15 protein-coding genes and 1 pseudogene are annotated in these 19,304 nt (G+C 38.1%); 10 read left to right on the top strand and 6 right to left on the bottom strand.

Going from position 1 to position 19,304, the window contains the following annotated elements; genetic code table 11:
• Window positions 1-3: 3 nt before the first annotated feature.
• The gene (locus H7A25_17270) at window positions 4-3,672 is read right to left on the bottom strand and encodes an Ig-like domain-containing protein (protein ID MCP5501656.1); all 3,669 of its coding nucleotides are present in this window, start codon (window positions 3,670-3,672) and stop codon (window positions 4-6) included.
• Window positions 3,673-4,137: 465 nt separating this feature from the next.
• On the opposite strand from H7A25_17270, the gene H7A25_17265 reads away from it, so the two are divergent.
• A complete protein-coding gene (locus H7A25_17265; protein ID MCP5501655.1) occupies window positions 4,138-6,240 on the top strand; it encodes an elongation factor G in 2,103 nt (700 codons plus the stop codon).
• Window positions 6,241-6,296: 56 nt separating this feature from the next.
• On the opposite strand, the gene H7A25_17260 is transcribed toward H7A25_17265, so the two are convergent.
• The gene (locus H7A25_17260) at window positions 6,297-6,896 is read right to left on the bottom strand and encodes a hypothetical protein (GenBank protein MCP5501654.1); all 600 of its coding nucleotides are present in this window, start codon (window positions 6,894-6,896) and stop codon (window positions 6,297-6,299) included.
• Between the two features lie 212 nt (window positions 6,897-7,108).
• Here H7A25_17260 and H7A25_17255 point away from each other — a divergent pair, with 212 nt between their 5' ends.
• Window positions 7,109-7,339: a hypothetical protein gene (locus H7A25_17255; GenBank protein ID MCP5501653.1), complete on the top strand. Its 231-nt coding sequence runs from the start codon at window positions 7,109-7,111 to the stop codon at window positions 7,337-7,339.
• Window positions 7,340-7,345: 6 nt separating this feature from the next.
• On the opposite strand, the gene H7A25_17250 is transcribed toward H7A25_17255, so the two are convergent.
• A complete protein-coding gene (locus H7A25_17250; protein ID MCP5501652.1) occupies window positions 7,346-7,804 on the bottom strand; it encodes a septum formation initiator family protein in 459 nt (152 codons plus the stop codon).
• Entirely contained in the window at window positions 7,797-9,116 is a 1,320-nt protein-coding gene (eno, locus tag H7A25_17245) for a phosphopyruvate hydratase (GenBank protein ID MCP5501651.1), read from the bottom strand. Before eno ends, H7A25_17250 begins: the two co-directional genes overlap by 8 nt.
• A 203-nt stretch (window positions 9,117-9,319) precedes the next feature.
• On the opposite strand from eno, the gene H7A25_17240 reads away from it, so the two are divergent.
• A complete protein-coding gene (locus H7A25_17240) occupies window positions 9,320-10,966 on the top strand; it encodes a hypothetical protein (GenBank protein ID MCP5501650.1) in 1,647 nt (548 codons plus the stop codon).
• A gap of 144 nt (window positions 10,967-11,110) precedes the next feature.
• On the opposite strand, the gene H7A25_17235 is transcribed toward H7A25_17240, so the two are convergent.
• A complete protein-coding gene (locus tag H7A25_17235; GenBank protein ID MCP5501649.1) occupies window positions 11,111-11,563 on the bottom strand; it encodes a MarR family transcriptional regulator in 453 nt (150 codons plus the stop codon).
• Window positions 11,564-11,650: 87 nt separating this feature from the next.
• A complete protein-coding gene (locus tag H7A25_17230) occupies window positions 11,651-11,890 on the bottom strand; it encodes a CDGSH iron-sulfur domain-containing protein (protein ID MCP5501648.1) in 240 nt (79 codons plus the stop codon).
• 304 nt (window positions 11,891-12,194) lie between these two features.
• Between H7A25_17230 and H7A25_17225 the strand changes: the two genes are divergently transcribed.
• The 7 genes and pseudogenes from H7A25_17225 to H7A25_17195 all read left to right on the top strand — a co-directional run bounded on the left by H7A25_17225 (window position 12,195) and on the right by H7A25_17195 (window position 19,280).
• Window positions 12,195-13,415 carry a DUF4349 domain-containing protein gene (locus tag H7A25_17225; protein MCP5501647.1) on the top strand — a complete coding sequence of 407 codons (1,221 nt, stop codon included), beginning with the start codon at window positions 12,195-12,197 and terminating at the stop codon, window positions 13,413-13,415.
• Window positions 13,412-14,011, top strand: a complete 600-nt coding sequence (locus tag H7A25_17220) for a DUF4349 domain-containing protein (GenBank protein MCP5501646.1) — start codon at window positions 13,412-13,414, stop codon at window positions 14,009-14,011. Before H7A25_17225 ends, H7A25_17220 begins: the two co-directional genes overlap by 4 nt.
• 4 nt (window positions 14,012-14,015) lie before the next feature.
• Complete coding sequence (locus H7A25_17215; protein MCP5501645.1) at window positions 14,016-14,468, top strand: hypothetical protein; 453 nt, start codon at window positions 14,016-14,018, stop codon at window positions 14,466-14,468.
• Between the two features lie 149 nt (window positions 14,469-14,617).
• Window positions 14,618-14,962 (top strand): hypothetical protein, encoded by a 345-nt coding sequence (locus H7A25_17210; GenBank protein ID MCP5501644.1) that lies wholly within the window; start codon window positions 14,618-14,620, stop codon window positions 14,960-14,962.
• Between the two features lie 55 nt (window positions 14,963-15,017).
• A complete protein-coding gene (locus tag H7A25_17205; GenBank protein ID MCP5501643.1) occupies window positions 15,018-15,860 on the top strand; it encodes a hypothetical protein in 843 nt (280 codons plus the stop codon).
• Window positions 15,856-17,823, top strand: a pseudogene (priA, locus tag H7A25_17200) (primosomal protein N'). Before H7A25_17205 ends, priA begins: the two are co-directional and overlap by 5 nt.
• Window positions 17,824-17,882: 59 nt before the next feature.
• On the top strand, window positions 17,883-19,280 hold the full coding sequence (locus H7A25_17195; protein ID MCP5501642.1) for a hypothetical protein: 1,398 nt from the start codon (window positions 17,883-17,885) through the stop codon (window positions 19,278-19,280).
• Window positions 19,281-19,304 lie beyond the last annotated feature (24 nt).

Raw genomic sequence — 19,304 nt, 5'->3', positions numbered from 1 at the left:
TTCTCATAGTTGACAGTTCCCTGTAAATGTGTAATTACCCACTTCTGCATTGAGTAACATATAAGGCATACTCGAAGTAGAAGGAATTGCTAATGTTTTTAAATTCTTTAGTTCCAATCCGCAGGATCTCATCCTCGGTAAAGGTATATCTTTTGTAACGTTATTCAATAAGGGTAGTACCAGGGACTTCACCAGCGGATCCATTACTTCCCAAATTCCATCGGGATTTAAACCAAGGGGGTTATTAGAAGAACCTTCGAGAGGTTCTACAATATAAAACAGGTCTCCGGCAGCATCAGAAATCTTTAGCTGAATCGATGTGTTTCCCACGGAAGCAAGTAAGGAAGAAGAGGGGTTAAAATTCGCCGGTGTCACTGCCGGCAAATTGTAAGTACCGAAGGTTAATTCGGCTTTAGTGCTTAAACTCACCATTACCCTTGCAATCAAATATTCCCTGTAAAACTTCAGTTCTACAGCAGTTCCCGAACTTGTTGGTGCAGCTGATAATACAATTGAATTTCCGGATACACTTTGAACCGTACTGCCTTTGTTGATACCGTTTCCGGAAACCAGCATACCGGCTTCGATTCCGCAGGCCTCCGTCAAATTAAGACCCGTGTTACCGGCTGTTACATTTGCTGTTAGAACTCTACCTCCATCCACAAATTTCAAAGATTCGGAACTCAAAGAAGAAGTGGCTGCATTAGAAAGAGTAAGTACATTGCCATTGATAGAGTTAAGTTTCGTATTGGCTGCTATTCCATTACCGCAGACAATCATATCTTTCGCCAGACCGGAAGAAGAAAAAACCGTGACAGTATTTGAACCAGATACCATATCGGCACTGATAGAACGAGTGCGGCTTACATCCGTTTTTTTACCGTATATATCAATGCCCATATCTGCCAGATTTAGCTTCACTTTCGGAACCTCTGACTCACCGGCATTCCCGCTTAAAGGAACAATTCCTACAAAAGGTAAAAGAACCGGATTTACTTTTAAAACTACTTCATCGCTCTTATAAATCCGCTCTCCCCCGGACTCTAACTTGTCTCTACCCGGGGCAAATACGGTGGTAATGGGGTCGGCTTTCAAAAGAGATTCGGTTAATTTTAAAAGTCCCGACTCACCTGCAAAACCATTGATAGTATCTATAAAAGTTTTATCGATACTAAAATTTAGCGCTCCTCCTTTCCAGAGGTGATAAAAAGCCTGGTTCACAGCATCCGCATGAATCGATAAAAGAACACCGGGATTTTCAGCACTTCTATTATAGATAGATGGTAAACTAGCTGAACCCTTAGTAATAATATAAGCATTATTTCCTCGCAGCGTAGGTGGCACATCGGGATTATTATATCCGGCTTCTCCGGGACATTTTCCTGCCACATCTTTCACGCAGGCCATAATACTGGCATTGGCATTGGCTTCAAGCCCCGAATGAGTCCCGTCATTGATAGAGCTTGCACTGTTTAGTTTTGCTTTTATTGTAATCGAAACCCGATTTAAGGGCGCCGGAAGATAATCGGGTAGTGTCACGCTAATCCCATTTTTCAACTGGCCTATGATATTATTTACTATGTCCGGAGCTACCCTCTCCGCTATGTCCTTCACCACACCCTGAACCACTCTGGGTTTTACTTCTTCGATTTTCTGATTCACCACATCAGCAATGATAGCAGCCACCGCTCCGCTACCCACTACTGCTCCTGTAGCAATATTATCCGACCACTCAATCGTCTGCGGGTTACATTCTTCCGGATGAAAACCGGTAGCACATTTATTAAAATTGATTCCATTTAGACTTGTAGGAACAGAAGGTAAGAATGTTGCCGGACTTACTGAAATTTTTAAATTACCGGCTTCAGCACCGCTTAAAACCGACAGAGAGGTTTTGGCTCTGGCAAGTCTCGGACTTAAACTGGGAGGATCATTATTCAAAGAAAAAGAAACAGCATCTCCGTCGTAACCCGAAACCGAATTACCGTAGAAAACAAAAGTATCTCCTACAAGATAGGTAAAAAATTCAATTCCCTCAAATTTTATAGAGACTCCCGTACCGCTTTGAGTGGCATTTTGAGAAAGAGTAAGCGTATTGCCATTCATAGAACTGATAGTAGTACCGGCAGGAATCCCGGTACCTGTTACGACCATTCCATTGATTAAACCTGTAGTAGAAGCTAAGGAACTTAATTGATTGGAACCGGATACCAAATTGCCTGTAGTATTTAAGGTGTCGGGTAATTTAGCGACAAGTGCCATTTTACCACTGGCTTTTTTACCATTTAAGAATATATCAACATAACCATTTTCTGTAACAATATCGATGCTCACATTATCTACATCACCCGGTTGAGCCACTTCATCAATTTTAACATCGGTTATATACACATCGGCTTTGGCCGCATATTTTACGGATGGATAGCTACTACTTACAAAAATCGTTCCCGAAACCTGTATATCACAAAAAGGTCCGATTTTACTGAGATAATTAAAAGCGGGTTTGGTTCCCCAGGACAGGCAGGTCTTACCGGAAAGATCCGTACCAGGTGGAGAATTAGCCGTACTACCCGTAATAAATTGATTCAAGGACTTACTATCCAGGACAAATTCACCCTTTCCATAACTTTTAATAAGACCGGAAAGAGCACTGGCTGTACTTTTTGAAGCTCGCGAAGCATCTAGCTGTCTGTCTAAAACAACCGTAGCCGCATTTACCGCTTCCAGATTCGGATCGGCTATATTTCCATAATCGAAATTAACGGTACGATAATATTTCTTTCCACTCTTCGACTCGATCTGATAAAAATAATTATTAGCACCATCCTGAGGCTTAATAACCGAAGAACTCAGGTTAAAAGTCAAGGTGCCGGTACAATTGCTATTACAAATTTCAATTCCTCTGGCTACTTCGGCCCGACAAATAATGGTTCCACTTGTTTCGCTTAAGTTTCCCAGCTTACACAATTTTATAGAGGCTATCGTTTCCGGCTCGTTGATGGTACTTTCTATAACTAAGAAGGAATCATTAGACTTATCGAGTAAAACCCCACTTTCTTTATTGATATCAATTCCAGAAGGAAAACTGGAACTTTTAATTTTATGAGTCATAATGAAAGTCGACTCAGTCGTAAAACTTCCCAGAAAAGGCTTCAGAGCTTTTCCCTTAAACGTTTTCGCTGAATCAGAAATGCTGATACTGTAGGTTTCCCGGACATTCAATTCTTTCCTCGGATCCATAATCAGATCCAGGGGACTATCCCAGTATAAAGCAAAACCCGGATTCCCATTGGAATCCAAAACTTCCGTACCGTTCTTATCCAGAAGTTTGATGACCTTTTCGACCGACGAAATGTCCATAGACTCGGAAAAACGAATTTGAAGGTTATTATAACGGTTTACTGCACTTGTATCAAAAAGAAATACTGCCTCCGGCTCTTTTACTCCAAAATCTGCCGGAATGCCCGGACTCGAAGTATTCGATTTCTGACTGCTACTACCCTCTTCTACAGGGGTTTGAGGGATTTCTATGACAGGAGGGGAAACCTCTCCTTTTAGTGCAATCGGTATAAGTTCACTAACTCCCCTTTCCCCGGGATCCACAGTCTTTGAGCAGGAATAAGACCAAAAAAGGAGGATTATAAGAATGTAATTAAATTTTTTAGCTTTCATGCCGGAACCTCTATTCAAAAAAAAGTAAGTTTTTATGTCGACAATCCTTATTGAACATTATTAGAATTATAATCTATCTGACACCACATTCAAGTTTTTTTTATATAGAACAATCATTATTTAAAAATTTTTTAAATAGTTCGCAAAAAAAAGACTGTGAATGTAAGCACTTAAAAAAGCTGGGAGTTTTTCTTTAAGCGTAAGCGAACACAGGTCGTTCTCCTCCTTCCCTGTAGTTAGTCACCCTTACACATAGACTTTCAATGATACAGAAAATATAGTCGACCAAATTACGATATTTATAATTGTGGTATTTTTCACCTTACATGGAGAACTTACGGATATAACATGCAGGCTCCCTTTACTACTAAAAAGGGATAGTTTTAAATGTTTCCGGGGGGAATGCGAGAATATTCCCTTATAACTTCAAGAAAATCACGAGGAATATTTTAGGACAGGATTAGAATGAGCGCATCTACTTATCGCGAAAAAATGTTAAAGACCCGTAACATCGGGATTTCGGCACACATCGATTCCGGAAAGACTACTCTTACAGAAAGAATTCTTTTTTATACCAACCGGATCCACCAGATACACGACGTTCGTGGAAAAGACGGGGTCGGGGCCAAGATGGATAGTATGGAACTCGAAAGAGAAAGAGGAATTACAATTCAATCAGCCGCTACCTATTGTCAGTGGAAAGACCACGTAATCAACATTATTGACACACCCGGACACGTTGACTTTACTATCGAGGTAGAACGTGCTCTCAGGGTTCTGGATGGAGCCATCCTTGTATTATGCGGGGTTGCCGGAGTTCAGTCCCAGTCTATCACTGTAGACAGACAGATGAGACGTTACAATGTACCGAGAGTTGCTTTCATTAATAAACTGGATAGAACCGGTTCTAATCCTTTCAAAGTCATTGAACAACTTCGTGAAAAACTCAGACATAATGCAGTAGCCATGCAGATTCCTATCGGGCTTGAAAACGAACATCAGGGTATTGTAGACCTAATTACTATGAAAGCCTACTACTTTGAAGGCGCAAACGGGATGGAAGTTACAGAAAAAGAAATCCCGGAAGACATGAAAGAACTCGCAACTAAAAAAAGAGAAGAAATGCTGGATGCAGTTTCTATGCTCGACGATGAGTTAATGGAAGCCATGTTAGAAGGCGAACCCAGTGTAGAACAGGTAAAAAAAGCTGTTCGCAAAGGAGTTCTTAGCCTTCAGTTAACACCGGTTTACATGGGTTCTGCCTACAAAAATAAGGGAGTTCAAAAACTTCTGGATGCAGTAACCGAATTCCTTGCCTGTCCTGAAGACATTACCAATAAGGCACTCGATTTAGAAAATAACGAGCAGGAAGTAATTTTAAAATCCAGCCCGGACGAAAACCTGGTAGCTCTTGCCTTCAAGTTAGAAGATGGAAGATACGGCCAGCTTACCTATATTCGCGTTTATCAGGGTAAATTATCTAAAGGTATGGCGATTTTCAATTCCAGTACCGGCAAAAAACATAACGTAGGAAGGCTTATCCGTATGCACTCCGATGAAATGGAGGACATTCAAGAAGCTGAAGCAGGTGATATCGTAGCTCTTTTCGGTATCGACTGTGCCTCCGGAGACACTTTTACCGATGGAAAAAGAAAGCTCTCCATGACCTCTATGTTCGTTCCGGAACCGGTTATCTCTCTTACTATTGAGTGTAAAGAATCCAAGCAACTCCCTAACCTGGCAAAAGCTCTCAACCGCTTCACCAAGGAAGACCCGACTTTCCGTACAGAAATGGACGAAGAATCCGGACAAACCATCATAAAAGGGATGGGTGAGCTTCATCTTGAAGTTTACGTAGAAAGGATGAAACGCGAATACAATGTGGATCTCGTTACCGGTGCTCCTCAGGTAGCCTATCGTGAAACCATTACACAGAACGCAAATTTTGACTATACTCACAAGAAACAGACCGGTGGTCAGGGACAGTTCGGTCGTGTAGCCGGTTTTATGGAACCCATCCCGCTCAGCGAAGAGAAAAACTATGAATTCGTAGATAAAATCGTAGGTGGTTCCATTCCCCGTGAATACATCAGTTCCTGCGATAAAGGTTTTAAAAGCTGTCTGGAGAGAGGTTCTCTTATTGGCTTCCCCATTATCAATGTTCGCTGTGTAATCAACGATGGTGCATACCATGATGTGGACTCTTCTGATATGGCTTTCCAATTGGCAGCCCGTTATGCTTTCCGTCAGGGATTCATGAAAGCCAATCCTCAAATTCTTGAACCAATCATGAAAGTAGAAGTAGATGGTCCGGTTGAGTTCCAGGGAGCTATTTTAGGCGGTTTAAACCAGAGAAGAGGTATCATTGTCGGAACCAGTGAAGAAGATGCTTACTGCCGTATAGAAGCTGAAGTTCCTCTGGCTGATATGTTTGGTTATTCTACAGTCCTTCGTTCTGCCACCCAGGGAAAAGCAGAGTTCACTATGGAATTCTCTCGCTACGCCCCGGTTCCAAAGCAGATTGCAGACGAATTAATGAAAAAATACAAAGTGAAAGAAGAAGATTAATTTTTATCTCTCCCGGTGGGGGTCTGGCATACCAGCCCCCTACTTCCTAATGTTGCCTACTGCAAGGGATGCTCCAACTTCTTTTCCAATTTTTCAATTTCCATTTTTAAATCCTTAATTGAATCTACAAACTGAATGAAATTTCCCCTGTTTTGCGATATTATAAATTTTGAATACGAGGTATGAATACCTTCTGTCATTACAGGTAAATCCTGAAGCCGTTCGGGTTTCAATTTTCTGTATCGGAAATATTTATAGATCCATTTGCCCAGGCGTCCCAACTCCATTAGGTAAGCCGGTACAAGAATATAGGCAGCTGTATGTAACACTTTTAATAATCGGTATTCTTTCAGCAAAAGCTGATTCGCGTACATCCAGAGTGCACAGAGTAAAAATATAGAAATGCTTAAATTTCCCCGAACGGTAGTGGGAGATATACTATTTAAAATTACCAGTAAAAGTACAGCCAATAACAAAAGAATAAAAACTTCGAGGGGGATAAAGCTAAAAAACTGGTCGAGAGTATGCTCCAGCTTCTTTTGAGCAAGCTTCAATTCCTGAAAAGAAGTCTGCATCTCTTTAAAAGATTCTTTAAGACCCACAAAGCCTTCTTTCAGGTTTATAAAGCCTTCTTTTATATCTTTGATTAGTTCCATATTTTACCTGTTTTCAGGTAAGTAAAAAACTGACAAGAGGATTCTGATTGGAGCTTTTCTTTAAATAAAAGTAAATCATCGAACATTCACCAGCAAGCGGAAAATCCCCTTTTTAGCTATTATTTCTCATGTCCAGCCTTGATAATTATCATTATATGTATATACATGTAAAGTAGGCTAAATCAGTCTATTAAGTACAGGAGGTGAGGATCATGGATACGAACACGGAAGATCTTCTCTCAAGAAAGATTAATAGCCTGGGAAAAAGCTGCTTTAATTGCATTCACTACCAACAATATATATTAGTGTCACAGGAAAAACGCTCTCAAACCGCATGTTGTGAAGTTGTAGATGAAGAAGAGCGAGCCGATTTTAGAAGGATGGGTATAGTCTGTAAACTATATAAAGAAGAAAGCCATCTGGATAAATACAGATTTAATTGAGAAGGTCTAGGACCTTCTCAATTTCATAAATATACCCATACCAATAAAGGTAGTAGTGATAACATACAAAAACTTCACCAGGCCAAGAGGAGGTAATTTCATCGGCCTGAAAGAAGACGAGATCCCGGAAAACTGGGGAAGTTGTGAGGCAACTAAAACCTTCTCTCCATTCTCAACTTCCACCGGTTCCTTAAATTTTATCACCCTTGCATTTTCTGTCAGTAAATAGTATTTACTGGCTTCCATAGCAAGAGCTTTCTCATCGTTTTTCAGCACTTCTTGCCTGATCTTGAGCTTGTCATTCTCATTTTCCAGCCTGTCTACCTCTATTCTGAGGGCTTTAATACGATTTTCCAGGTTTCGTCTTTCGATGATACCTGTCTTACTCAAAATAGAAAAATAGACCAGCACAAAAAGTAGTGCCAGGCTCAGTACAGTTGGAGTTCTTGATGTAAATCTAAACATTAAGATTATAGAACGTATCTTTTCCTTTATAGATTGCTGTCTTTCCTAATTCTTCTTCGATCCGAAGGAGTTCGTTATACTTCGCCATCCTGTCGGTTCTGGAGAGAGAACCAGTTTTTATTTGCCCGGCATTTGTTGCCACGGCTATATGTGATATAGTACTATCTTCCGTTTCACCGCTTCTATGGCTTACTACAGCTGTATAACCAGCTTTTTTGGCCATTTCTATCGCTGCAAGGGTTTCAGTCAAACTTCCAATCTGATTAACCTTGATAAGAATCGAATTACCGATTCCATCCTGAATCCCTTTTTCTAATTTTTCCACATTCGTTACAAAGAGGTCATCCCCAACAAGCTGAACTTTAGACCTTAGTTTGTCACTACAAATTTTCCAACCTTCCCAGTCGTTCTGATCCAGAGCGTCTTCTATAGTTATAATCGGATACTTGTCTACTAAATCTAAATAATATTGTACCATTTCTTCGCTTGTCTTTTCAGAAATATCGGAAATAAATTGAGATTTCTTACCAAAAGTATAACGTTTTGTTTCTTTATCGTAAAATTCACTCGAAGCTACATCCAGACCGAGCATAATATCTTTTCCTGCTTTAAAGCCGGCTTTTTCTATGGCTTCGATAATAACCTCAACCGCCTCATCATTTGTTTTTAAATCAGGAGCGAAACCACCTTCGTCACCAACTGCTGTATTTAGTTTCTTCCCTTTTAGAACGGATTTCAAGCTATGGAAAACTTCTGCTCCCATTCTGAGTCCTTCCCGGAAGCTTGGTGCGCTAACCGGAAGAATCATAAATTCCTGAAAATCTACGTTATTATCAGCATGAGCTCCACCATTGATAATATTCATCATCGGAACCGGAAGCTCTCTTGCGAAATTTCCACCTATATAACGATAAAGAGGAAGTCCGCAGTGATTGGCCGAAGCTTTAGCAACCGCTAAAGATACTCCAAGAATGGCATTTGCACCCAGATTTTTTTTATTTTTGCTTCCATCCTCTTCAATCATGAGTTCATCGATAAGAGTTTGTTCAAGAGCATTTTTGCCCAGGACAACCTTTGAAAGCTTCTCGTTTACATTGGCAACCGCTTTTAAGACTCCCTTTCCGAGGTAGCGTTTTTTATCGCCATCACGTAATTCTACAGCCTCATATTCTCCTGTAGAAGCCCCGGAAGGCACAGCAGCTCTGCCCATTGCACCACTTTCCAAAACTACATCTACTTCAACGGTAGGATTTCCTCTGGAGTCCAGAATTTCTCTTGCTTTTACCTTTTTAATGATGGATGAACCACTCATGTATGAATACTCCCTCTGCTTTTATACTTGGATAATTATTTTTAGTCAGGGGTTTTATGCCCTAAAGATAGCATCATAACCTTTTCAATTTTTTCAAGTAATTTATATTTTTCTATTTTTAAAGATAGACTTATGTATCTATTTGAGCATTATTATTAGTAAAAAAACGAATCAGAATAATCAGAACAAAAGGATTTATATTCATGATAACTATCATATTTTCTTTTATAATTGCAATTCTTTATTTTTACCTGTTTTTACCCGTACTAAACTACGGTTTTTTTGGTTTGCCAATCGGAATAATACTCATCTTTTCACCTATTGTTATAACGGAATCTGCAAAACGAAATATTCTATTCTACAGTTCAATCGCCTTTTTAGTTCTCAGTATTTTTTACATGAGTATCTATTCCTTTATAACCACATCTCCCTTATTTCGAGCCGCTTCCTATCGAAGCTTGATTGGAAAAGTTGAGGAAAGGCAAAATTTCTCCGAAGACGTATCTCCTGTATCAACAGAAAAGATACGAATTATTGACAGGGCAGTAGCGTATCGACTTGGAGATAAGGTTCTCGGAACTCGTGCTTCTCTGGGAAGTCAAACTATTTTAGGTAATTTTAATATTCAAAAGGTTGGAGATCAACTTTACTGGGTAGCTCCTCTTTTACACTCCGGTTTCTTTAAATGGAATAAAAACAGGATAGGTACTCCGGGCTATGTAATGGTTTCTGCTATTAATGAAAGAGATGTAAAGCTTGTCCAGAAAGTAAATGGTAAACCCATTCGAATAAAGTTTCAGGAAAATGCTTATTTTACTGATAACCTGGAAAGGCATATTTATATACACGGTTATCTGAGTAGAGGTTTAACTGACTTTACCTTTGAAATAGATGATACAGGAAAACCTTATTGGGTTATTACCCTTTTTAAAAAGAAAGTAGGATTTGGAGGAGAAGACGCAAGTGGTGTTTTATTAGTGGATACTGCTACCGGTTCTATACAGGAATACAGCATTGAAAATGCACCTAAATGGGTGGATAGAATTCAACCTGAAGAGTTTATTGTAAATCAATTAAATGATTGGGGAGAGTATATACACGGTTATTGGAATTTTTCTAATGAAGGAAAGTTAACAACCACTACCGGAATTTCCCTTGTATACGGAGATGATAATCAATCGTATTGGTATACAGGACTCACCTCCGTAGGTAGCGACGAGGGAACGGTTGGTTTTATTCTTGTAAATACCAGGAATAAAATGACAAAATGGTTCAGGCAGGTAGGCGCCACAGAAACCGCCGCTATGACATCGGCAATGGGTAAAGTACAGGAAAAAAGATACCAGGCATCTTTTCCTATTACTTATAATATAAACGGTGTTCCTACTTATGTGATGTCCTTAAAAGATAAAGCCGGTCTTATTAAAATGGTATCTATGGTTTCTGTATTAGATTACTCTATTGTAGGTGTGGGAGACAATTTAAATGAATGCTTACGTTCTTATAAAAACGCTCTCAATTCAGCAGGGAATGCCCTGGCTCCTAATAGTAAAATTCAACGTTTTTCGATTACTTCCGAAATTATGAGAATTTCTAAAGATATTTCTAATGGAAACACACTATATTACATATTACTCAAGGATTTTCAGAACAAGTTATTTGTTGGAAGTTCCTCAATTTCTCCAGAATTGCCTATTAGTAGAAAAGGAGATGTCGTTAAGCTAACCTACGATGAAGGGGGAAATGTTGTAGTAGATATTGCTACATTTGATAATATGAATATTATCTTACAAAAAACAGATGCTCAACAAGAGATAGAGAAATTCTTTTATATAAAGAAGAAAAAATAAGAGATAACTCCACTTCATTTGTTTCGCAAAAAGAATGACTACTAAGGAATTAAGAAATAGAGAATGTATTGTTTTACAAATATTCTATTTATAAGTTCATACTTTTCAAGGATTAAAAATATCTTTTGTCTATCTTCTTATTGATTAAGAACTTTTATTTTGTGCACTAATACCCAATTTTTTTAATAGACTGATAAGACTTAATTTTTCTTTCTGATCCAATATTGAAAGAACATCTTGAAGGTTGGCCATATGTAAAGGAAACAGCTTTTCAATCAATAATCTGCCTGCGGAAGTTAGATGAATAAGATGAGCCCGTCTATCAGCTGGATCCGGTTTTCTCTTGACTAACTTTTGTTTTTCCAGATTGTCAATGACTACCGTCAGATTTCCACCGGAAGATAAAGTTTTTTCAATAATTGTACAAATCCGCATTGGACCTTTATGATACAATAATTCTAAAACACCAAATTGGGCCATTGTTAAACCGGCTTCGGATATTACTTTTTTTTCATTTTTTTGGACACTCTGCCAGCAGCGGTTTAATGCTATCATCAATTTAAGATTTATAGTGTCTTTTTCTTCATATTCAGGCATAGTTCCATCAGAGTAAATATTCGAAATAAAGCAAGCCAAGAATGGTAAAATGTATTTCCAATTATCATTCCCGGCTATGAATAGATTTTAACAGTTGGTATGACTACCATCACAAAAAGGTGGATTATTGGTTTGCTTGCAGACACAGAGGTATACCTCACTGCCGACCTTTCCCTCCACCTTTTTCGGTCTAAATTCGGTTCCTTTGTGAGAACCATCACAAAAAGGCTGGGAAGCGGATAAACCACAGGCACACCAGAACATTGATTTTTCTGTTACTTCAACTTTTGCCGGTGCTTTCCCGGCTATCTTTCCTTTCTCAGACATAGATTAAATCTCCTTCAAATTAATACTAATTCATATATTACTAATTAGTATTAATTTGTAAAGAAGAATTTATCATTATCAAAGGTTTTCTTTGCCAATCGAAAACTATAAGAAAAATATTCCAGTTATAAACTTCTAATTCACAAAGAGAAGGTTTATAAACAAATTCTTAAACAGACGCACAAAGAAGATTTTTCGATTGCTTCAGAAAGTATAAATAATAGAATGAGCCAGAAATAGGATCTGTTCCTGCTGAAATAGAAAGACTTCCTACTTTATTGAAGCAATCGAATAATAATTGATAATGAAAATAAATCATCACATAATATCCAACTCAAATCCCGGTAAATACCAGAACCTTATTTTCATACTTTTCTATATTCTTTCTTTTGTTCTGATGATTTCCTGTTCAAGTGCCAGAATGTATAGAGCCGAAAAGACAGCGGAAGCTTCCGGTGCCGATTACGATTCTCCTGCTGAGGAAAAAACTGTCGCAGAAGAAGATGAAGCCGGAGAGGTCAGTGGTTCTGTAATGGCGGGTAAGAAGTCCAAGCCATCCAAAAAGCGAATGATCATTTACGAATCAGAGCTCAGGCTTGAAGTCGAAAGTATTCAAAACTCTATAGCAAGAACAAAAAGTCTGCTTCAGGAATACAAGGGAATTGTAGAAGAAATAGAAACCCGTAACTCAGGGAAAGAAGCCCATCTCAAACTCAGGGTTCCTGTTCATAAATTTGATGAGGCTCTTTCCGAGCTTGAGAAATTAGGAAACCTTCTTTCAAGAAGTATCAGTGCTGATGATGTCACCGATGCCTTTACCGATACAAAGCTACGCCTGGAAACCCTGAAAAAAATTCGAACCCGTCTTTATTCTCTTTTAAAACTGGAAAAAAAAGCTGAAGAGAAAGTAAAAATCTTAAAAGAAATTCAGAGGTTAACTACAGAAATTGAATTAATGCTCACAAACCTTGAATACTATAAAAATAAATCTTCTTATTCTACTATACAACTTCATCTACAGGCATTAGCCCATAAAACAGAAACGGTGTACATCCCCTCTCCTTTCTCCTGGATAAACAACCTCTCCCCTTCTTCTATATCCACACGTTATAAAGGGTTTTTATTTGATTCTTTCAAACTCCACAAACCTGAAGATTTTTTCGATCGCTTATCGGATTATAAAGATCACAAAGGAAACTATATATTTACAACACCCGGTTATACCTCCGGCCTCAGAGTAGGTTATACCCGGAATTATCCAAAGGCCAATCGAGAATTCTGGAAACAGGCTTTACTCTTAGATGCAAAGAATCGTTATTATAAAGTTGTAGAGGAAACGAAAGTTTCCGGGAACTATGAATTTATCTCATTTGAAACCTCAAAGCAGGAGATCTATTCGATAGCCTTTCAGGTTCGAGAAAAAGAAATCATCATCTGTGAAGGATATTTTAAAGATAAGGATATTTATAAACAATACAAACCTTCCTTCGTTTCATTTATAGAAAAACTGGAGGTTCTTAGATGAGTTTTCTATTCCGTTTCCTTTTTATAATTCTTTTATTTTTTCCCTCGATTCTTTTTTCTACGGAGCGAAAAATCGAATCGTATTACTTTTCTCTTATGCACCCCCTTCCCGATAAGCTCATTTCTGAACTGAGAAAACTGGCAGGTGAACACTCAGGCTACACTCTCTCCCTTCACGAAAAACGTTTAAAACTAAATCTACCTTCAGTTGAAAAAAACCCTGTAATCAATAAAATCCGCGAACTAGCCTATATAAATGATTCAAAAGAAAGAATTGAGGATATAAGCCAGAACCTACTGAGTCTGCAATCCAAATTAAGCGTAAAAGAAAAATATCTTCAGGATCTCTATTCTATCGTTCAAAACTCGAAATTTGCAGAAGCTTTAAGCACAGAAATCGAACTGGGTTCCACTATACAGGAAGTCGAAAGACTGAAAGGAGAAATTCGTAAACTAACTTATCAATCGGAAAATATAATTATAGAGATTTTAATCAACCCCTCCGATTCGAACACCCGGATAAATGAAGTAAATAGAAGTAGCTTCCGTTGGATAAAAATATTAGGGGTGCAAAACCTTTACAACCGGGAGGAATAATATTATGAAAATTTGGATATATTCGCTTTTTACTCTGAGTCTTTTATCCTGCGGACCCCAAATTCGAGTCTCCGGCAGTTCTCAACATTTTGCCCATTTCGATGAAATTCAGTCCTATTATAAAGCCATTTCTTACGATGATGTTCGAATCTTGATATACGAGGTTGAAACATCTTCAGAAACACAAACTCCGGCTGATCTATGGATGAAAGAAATCCTTCTTGAACAAAAAGCCAAAGGTTATAAATTTCTTGATTCAAAAAATTTTAAGACAGATAAAGGAGAAGAGTTTCTATATTCCGAGTTTGAGACCTTTTATAATGGAAAACCTTACCTTTACTCCGTTTCTGTCCTGGTTCGAGATGGAAAAAATATTATTTCAGAAATTTCCGGCGAAAAAGATAAATATACAAAACAAAAAAAAGAGGCCCTGAGTATAATCAGTTCGATTGAATAAAATCATATTCTTTTTTTTGAATATATTATTTTTTATGAGTACATTAAAAGTTTTTGACGTCTAATATATAATATCATTATGTGGGCGTAATTCAACTATATGGACATTTTAGTATATTAGAAATTTTTTAAACTTGGGAGTTAGTTCGGATGAATAAGATTTTTTCAGATAAACAGGAAGGTTCTCTACCTCACTTTGTTTATGAAAAGTCTTTCAGTGAAATCGCCGATGAGATGAAATACGATCCGAAGTTTTACTATCTTAAAGATAAAAGTTTTAGGAAGAAATTCGAACTCCTTTACAATAAATATGGCCCTGAATTAGAGAAATACGGCATCTCTATTAAATCCTACTTTGAATATACACGGGAAGAAATGAAGCGTATGAAAAAACCCTCCTTAACCCGAACAACAGATTACTATAGCGACTCCGACTTCAAATTCCTGGAAAAATTTCTACAGGACTTGATTCATAACTTAGATAAGAGTTCCTAGAATTTTTAGAAAAATTGATTTTACTACTACAATAGTTGATTATTCTGGCATTATCATGGTTTCACTGGATGAGAAGTTTCAATCCATACTCGGAGATATGGAGTATTTGTTGCAAAAAGGAGCTTTTCCCATCCTCCGTAAAGGGAGAGAACCACAGCCGGATAGTTATTCCTTCACCTGGGAAATAAAGGCTGAGGAACTAAAAACCCAGGAAATCGCAACAGGCATCATCCGAAAACACGCCAGGGATTCCGTAGAACCGAACTTTACCTGTAAACTCTGCCCGGGAAAGCTTGCCGGTATTCGTCAATTCATTCACGAAGGTCAAAAGCCAATTTTAGTCCTGCACTATACAGGAGAACACAGAGTCGGTAAAAAACCACAGGCTAAAAAAAGCAAGAACTTGATTTTCCGAACAGAAGAAGCCGAAGACTTATTTTCACGCCTGGTACAAAAGGTTTTTTCCATTTCTTATCGTCAACTTCACTATCAGGAATATCCGGCCTGTGTCTTCTCACCTTCCGGTTCCACAGAAAAGGATTGGAAACACAGGATTGATTCCTGCAATCAATATGTGAAAGAAACCCTGGAAAAGAAAAAAATTCGGGCAGTGATTATGCTCGGAAGCCCGGCTCTGTTTTATTTTGGGAACACCCTGGCAAGAGAAAATACAGATAAGATGGTTCGATTTAATTTTTCCGGTCTGGAGATTCCCGGTATCGTACTTCGATCTCCGGAAGCCATTCTTCATTTTGAAGATAAAAAGAAAAGCCTGAACCCGGAAAGGGAAGCTGAGAAATACAAAGAAGCCAGAGAAGAAGAAAGAAAAATCAAACTGAATATTGTGGAGCAACTACAAAGATTCCAAAAAGAAGTTGGTTTAAATTTTGTTTCTTAAGTTTGCCGATGTGGCTCTGAATATCCCTTTTCAGGATAGAGATAGCCTGACCTATATTATTCCGAAATCTATGGAAAAGAATATTTCTGTTGGAGTTCGGGTGGAGGTACCTTTAAAAGCCCGCAAAGTAGAAGGCACGGTAATCGAGATACATTCCTCCGAACCTTCCTACCCGGTAAAAGAAATTTTGAAACTGGTGGATAAAACTCCCGTAGTCACAGAAGAGCAGATCGAACTGGCATTCTGGATGAAAGATATGTATCTAGCTTCCCTCGGAGAATGTTTATATAAAATGGTACCCGGTGGAAGACGTAAGAAAAATATAAAAAACCTCGGAGTAGAAGTAGAAGCAAATTTACTCAATCTCAATTCGGAGCAAGAAATAGCTTTTAAAAATATTTATTCCTGTTTTGGTAAAGAATCTTCTCATCTCCTTTACGGGGTTACAGGTAGTGGTAAAACCGAAGTCTATATCCATCTCATCCATAAACTTTTGGAAGAAACCGACAAATCTGCTATCTATTTAGTTCCCGAAATTAGCCTTACCGTGCAAACACTCAGACGCTTACAGATTATATTTGGAGATGAGTTAGCTATTCTGCACTCAGCTTTACGAATCTCAGATAGATACAATACCTATCTTCAGATCCTAAAAGGCGAAAAAAGAATCGTAGTAGGAACAAGAAGCGCCATATTTTCACCGGTGCAAAATCTCGGATTAGTTATTATAGACGAAGAACACGATTCTTCCTATAAAGAACATTCTTCTCCACGTTACCATGCCCGACAGGTTGCCATGCAACGCTGCAAGACCCATTCGGCTGTACTACTAATGGGAACAGCAACCCCTTCCGTTGAATTGTACTACCATGCAACAAAAGGAGCTGTTCATCTTCATGTTCTTAAAAATCGAGCAAAGGCTTCTTCTTTATCGGAAATTACCATTTCAGAGAACAAAGATAAGAAAAAAATATTAGGAGATAATCTTTTATTTGAAGTAAAAAAACGCCTGGAAAGGCAGGAACAATGTATTCTACTTTTAAATAGAAGAGGCTATAGTCCCTTGCTCTATATCAAAGAACAGAAGAAGTTTTTAGAATGTCCGAATTGCACAGCCAATCTTTGCTATCATAAAAAAGGAACAGCTATCTGTCACCTCTGCGGTTTTTCAGAAAGTTTAAATGACCTGAAAAAAGACTACGGTCCGGATGGAATAGAAATGATAGGAGCCGGAACGCAAAAATTAGAAGAGTTTCTCTTAGAAAAGTTTCCTTCTGCAAGAATAGAAAGACTGGATCAGGATGTTACAAAAAATAAGGAAATTCTAACAGAGGTGATTGGGCGTTTGATTGATGGGGAAATTGATATTCTAACCGGTACACAAATGATCTCCAAAGGACTCGATGCTTCGAAAGTCACTCTTGTTGGAGTAGTCAATGCAAATATCGGCCTGGGTTTACCTGACTTCCGAGCCGGAGAAAGAGTTTTCTCCCTTTTAACCCAGGTAGCCGGTAGGGCCGGTAGAAGTGAACTCAAAGGCCAGGTAATTATCGAAACAACAAATGCCAATCATCCCGTTATCCAACTTGCCTGCACCCAAAACTATGAGAATTTTTATCAAAATGAAATTCATGCAAGATACCACACCTTCTATCCTCCTTATTCCCGATTAGTGCGTTTACTCTGTCGTTCCAAATCAGAAGAAAAATCTCAGGAAACCTGTGATAAATTAAAACTGGCTTTAGAAAAGAAACTTGAGACCTTAAAAGGCACAAACACAATACTCTTAGGCCCTGCCCCCTGCCCTTTTTATAAAATAGATACAAACTTTCGAAACCATATCATTTTCAAGACAAATGCATTAAACCAATTGCGCAATCTGATCCGTGAAGTTGTATATCCCTTTAATCTGCCTTCGAACGTTTATATAGAAATTGATATTGATCCGGTCGACCTGGTATAAATTATAAATACAGCTTGACTTTCCCTTCCAAATTTTTATTATCGATTTAGGAGTCAGGCATGAATACAGAAAAATATATCCGTTCCTATCTACAGGAAAACATTACCGAATCAGAAACCCTCGGACGTATGGGGACAGTGATCTCTGAGTTTGCAGCCAGGGCTCCCAAAATCCTGGTCACCAAATGTATTGATGGTAGAGTCCACGGAAGTAAGGCAAAAGGTTATCCTGCTACAACCATTCATTTTGGTAGAACTGATGGTAATAATGTATCGACTGAGAAAAATAATTACTGGTTCTGGCATCGCATAGAAAATATAATAAATAACGCTCGTTGTAATACACCGGAAATGCCGGCTATTTTTATAGCCTATATGCACCATTCAAGGCTGGGGACAGGATGTGCGGCCCATAAAAATAATGAAATAGAAGCTTACAAAGCCATTAACGAACAAACGAGGGCTATTAAAAAAGTATGTAGTTCGGATAAACTTTATGTATTGGAAGGAAATACGAATACCGATACCATGGCGGAAGAACTAATCTTTGATGAAAGTATTCGGCTCAGTACAATAGAATTCATAGAAAACTTTGCCTTCCAAAATCTCAGGGATATATTCCATAAGGCTTTCCTTAAATATCCGATTAAAGATCCGGCCACTTCCCGATTTGTTGCTTTTAAAACCCCGGAAGAATTAACCGAAGAACCCACTCTCCTATTTCACTCTGATTACCAGACTTCCCTCGCTATGAAATCTTTTCTTCTTTTAGAAATATCCAGAATCCTGCATGAAAATGACTACTCCTCTCAAAAACTTATTCACCCGGATTTATTTCATGCCATTCTTTCGAGGCTGGAGCAGGTGAAGACCTTACCTAAAAGTTTATTGGCTCCTTTCTTTTATCAATCTTTTTGGAATATTAGTTATGCCTTATATCAAAAAAGTATCCTGGAACAACTCAGTGAAGCTGAAAAAGATAAACAAATAAACCACTCCGAAGAATTAATCTGCTACGGAGATGGCTTTGAGCTTTTAGATCGTAATAAATCCATCCTTGTAAAGACCGGTCGAGGGGATGATTCCAATGCCCTGGTTGTAGCCAAAGAAGTATTAGAGAATAATCGTAATAAAATAAAACCGGATTATTCAAAAATAATTCATTTAAACATTGAAATTAGTGGAGAACTTACCTCCTGGGATGATTTTAATGAAAACATTTCATCAAGGATGCATACCATGCTCAGGTTAATAGACAGTATATTTGGGGAGGATATAAATATACTTACTACGTACTCCTATAGAAAAGAAAAAAGATTTTATCCCATTGTCACTTTAGATGATAAACGTATTATAAATATCATCAACATCATAGAAGGAATTAATTCGAATATGCAATTTTCGAATATGGCTCTAAAAAGCAAAGAGGCTTTGTACGCAACCAATCACTTATTATGAATTCTTTTAATAGGAATCCAAAAA

Source organism: Leptospiraceae bacterium (genome assembly GCA_024233835.1).
Classification (GTDB): domain Bacteria; phylum Spirochaetota; class Leptospiria; order Leptospirales; family Leptospiraceae; genus JACKPC01.
The sequence above is the reverse complement of the archived record's forward strand: the minus strand, read 5'-3'. Positions and strand labels throughout refer to the sequence as shown.

Bases quoted from the DNA above. Each gene is read 5' to 3' on its own strand.
- H7A25_17270 (MCP5501656.1), bottom strand. From the start codon at position 3,672: ATGAAAGCTAAAAAATTTAATTACATTCTTATAATCCTCCTTTTTTGG.
- H7A25_17265 (MCP5501655.1), top strand. From the start codon at position 4,138: ATGAGCGCATCTACTTATCGCGAAAAAATGTTAAAGACCCGTAACATC.
- H7A25_17260 (MCP5501654.1), bottom strand. From the start codon at position 6,896: ATGGAACTAATCAAAGATATAAAAGAAGGCTTTATAAACCTGAAAGAA.
- H7A25_17255 (MCP5501653.1), top strand. From the start codon at position 7,109: ATGGATACGAACACGGAAGATCTTCTCTCAAGAAAGATTAATAGCCTG.
- H7A25_17250 (MCP5501652.1), bottom strand. From the start codon at position 7,804: ATGTTTAGATTTACATCAAGAACTCCAACTGTACTGAGCCTGGCACTA.
- eno (MCP5501651.1), bottom strand. From the start codon at position 9,116: ATGAGTGGTTCATCCATCATTAAAAAGGTAAAAGCAAGAGAAATTCTG.
- H7A25_17240 (MCP5501650.1), top strand. From the start codon at position 9,320: ATGATAACTATCATATTTTCTTTTATAATTGCAATTCTTTATTTTTAC.
- H7A25_17235 (MCP5501649.1), bottom strand. From the start codon at position 11,563: ATGCCTGAATATGAAGAAAAAGACACTATAAATCTTAAATTGATGATA.
- H7A25_17230 (MCP5501648.1), bottom strand. From the start codon at position 11,890: ATGTCTGAGAAAGGAAAGATAGCCGGGAAAGCACCGGCAAAAGTTGAA.
- H7A25_17225 (MCP5501647.1), top strand. From the start codon at position 12,195: ATGAAAATAAATCATCACATAATATCCAACTCAAATCCCGGTAAATAC.
- H7A25_17220 (MCP5501646.1), top strand. From the start codon at position 13,412: ATGAGTTTTCTATTCCGTTTCCTTTTTATAATTCTTTTATTTTTTCCC.
- H7A25_17215 (MCP5501645.1), top strand. From the start codon at position 14,016: ATGAAAATTTGGATATATTCGCTTTTTACTCTGAGTCTTTTATCCTGC.
- H7A25_17210 (MCP5501644.1), top strand. From the start codon at position 14,618: ATGAATAAGATTTTTTCAGATAAACAGGAAGGTTCTCTACCTCACTTT.
- H7A25_17205 (MCP5501643.1), top strand. From the start codon at position 15,018: ATGGTTTCACTGGATGAGAAGTTTCAATCCATACTCGGAGATATGGAG.
- H7A25_17195 (MCP5501642.1), top strand. From the start codon at position 17,883: ATGAATACAGAAAAATATATCCGTTCCTATCTACAGGAAAACATTACC.